The 2,608-nt window shown below is 37.3% G+C and carries 1 protein-coding gene; it reads left to right on the forward strand.

The features are described from left to right. The first annotated feature begins 84 nt into the window (after positions 1–84). Positions 85–2,535, forward strand: a complete 2,451-nt coding sequence (locus JEY82_RS19600) for a hypothetical protein (protein WP_304089007.1) — start codon at positions 85–87, stop codon at positions 2,533–2,535. Positions 2,536–2,608: the final 73 nt, after the last annotated feature.

The following is a 2,608-nucleotide window of genomic DNA, read 5'->3' on the forward strand; positions in this document are numbered from 1 at the left end:
GAATTAGTCATTTGCTTCTCCTGTTAAAGTCAGGATAGCGGCTTAACCGTGTGTCCACAATATTGTAGCAGGATCACATTATTTTTGCTTAATGAGGTTACAAAATTAAAATTTCCCATTTCAACAATCATTAAAAGTAAAAAAAGTATATACTTTATTGTTCTAATTTCTAGGGAATCAGTTCGTGATGTTAGTGATATTGACGCAGAAATTGATGCAGTCCTATGTGAGGCAGAGCCATGGGGTGTATTTAACCCCAATGACGGTCCTCCTATAATGTTGTGCGATGCTGATGGAAAATGTGCGAAGAGCGAGGATGTAAAGAGAATTTATATTTTAGACGATGTCTCAACTGTATCAGAAATGATTCCAAGGAATAGAGCCACAGAAAGGTTGATTCCTTTACCTGACTTTGTTTCTATCACTGATTCTTTGAAAAGTATAAATGAGTTGGATGACTTTTGGCATTTTGTTGATGAGAATGAAGAAATCATTATGAAGGGAATGGTTGGGCTTGTAGATAAATTTGCAGCTTTTAGAACTTCTCATTCTGTCTTAGTTGATGGCGTTTTTGATGGACATGTTGTCATTCCTCCTTTGATGGGTGGGAATTGGCGTTATGATATTTTAAAAGAACGCTGGCAAGGTATCCCAGATAATTTGCCTGATGAATATAATCGTTGGAACGTAGCAAATAGTTATGACGGGATTGTATGTCTTCATCCGAAAGTCTTATCAAAAATAGCTTGGGCAACAAAAGTACAAAATTCAACCATTCATTTTGTTTTTGATTTCAGCGTGAATGATTTGGATTCCCACAATGGAACCATACTTGAATTTTTAGTTGAAGTGTTTGCAGATGCTATTTCTCAACGATGCGCGATGCTCTCTTCGCTAGATTTATTTATTCATAAAAAAATAATTATAAATTGTTTGGCAGATAGATCAAAGTTAGCAACGATGGATAAATCGACCTGCAAGCCTGATGAATCTTCATTTTTTAGTTGGGTAAAAGCTGATTTTATCAATGATGAAGTTCTATGTATAGACCTTGTGTTGAATCTTGGTCAGATCCAGAATTATATATATTGCGCCAATGATTCATCTTTTCAGGCTTTTTTCACAATCAGTTTCATTCAATATTTGAGCAGGCATTTTCAAATGAGCGTTGATGAAGATTTGATTAATACTCTAGAGTTAAGCTCTTCCCAGCCGTTAAGATGTGCTTTTAATACCATGAGTTTTGATTATGAGGTGCCCAATAGATTGGATCTAGTTGAGCCTGATGCGGTTGATTATAAAATAGCTAGGAAAGAACTTGCGAAAATTTTTAATAAACTGGGTGTTTCTTCTGGTAAATACGAGGGGATAGAAGCTAAAAGTATTATAAATTCTGCCCGTAATGAATACAGGGCGTTGGTACATGAGTTAATTTCTAAGTATGAAGTTGGGTCTGTGGTCCGTTTTGCAGCTTTGCAATGTGATGTTTTGTATCACAAAATGGATCTTGTTGAAGAAAGGGCTAATCTTAGCCAGACGCATGTTACAAACTACAATGTTGCTCGCGATTTTGCTGATAAAAAAGAAGAATGCATCAAGATGGCTAGAAACTATCGGTATCTTTTAGAGTATTCACTAAGTAGTGTTAATTCCACAAGCAGTGCAATGGTAGAGAAGGATGCGAAGTCAGTAATTGGTTTTATTGATTGGTTAATTGTGCTGTATGAGGCAAGTGATGTTTTACACAACTCAATGGAAGAATGCGCCCTCAGCATCGGCTATGATTCTGTCCCTGAGATAATATATCCCCCTGATTCGGTTCAAAATGGAAAGGACTATTCTCAAGGGCTAGCACAGCTGGCTATGGGGCAAGGGGTTACAAAGTCAGATTTAGTTGAGTCAGCTGATGAAAAATTCATTGAATCGATTGATGATTGCTTTTTGTCAGATTTGAAATTCTCATTCAGCAATATGATAAAAGTGATGGCCTTTCTTGCTAACTGGGCAGCGACAGCTGAGCTGGATGACGAGCAAATTGTGTACTCTACAGACAGATCTGAGGTCATAAAGATACTGAATGGGCATCTAACAGATATTAGTGCTGCTGAGATAGGCGCGATTATAGATTTTTTAATTTTAGATCCACAGAAAATACGTGTTTTGGCTAACCGTGATAATATAGAAGATGATGTTCCAATTTGGGAGCATAGTAAACGATTGCACAGACATTCGATTAAGCCCCTGCTATGCGAAAATGAGAATCTTGTTTGGGGAGTTGTATCTGTTTACAAGGCTTGTGCTATTTGGATGGGCAATCTCAGCAGAGGGTCTTTGCCTGCGGCTTTTGATTTGAAAGCAACAAATAAGGTCATAGCAAATCGTAAAAAACGCATTGAAAAAAAATTAGAATTGCAAGCTGAAGAGGTTGTTAGACGATCCACTACATACGTGGAAGGTGGGATTGATTTTCATCGAAGGTATCCTAAAGAAAAATTTGATGATGTCGGTGACTACGATGTGTTTGCTTACTGGTAAGCGTCACATAGGCTCCATCTACTCATAATTTTTGAAATCCTGCATACTCACTCTTCAGCCTAAAAGGAGTGTT

The organism is Maridesulfovibrio ferrireducens, assembly GCF_016342405.1.
GTDB lineage: Bacteria > Desulfobacterota > Desulfovibrionia > Desulfovibrionales > Desulfovibrionaceae > Maridesulfovibrio > Maridesulfovibrio ferrireducens_A.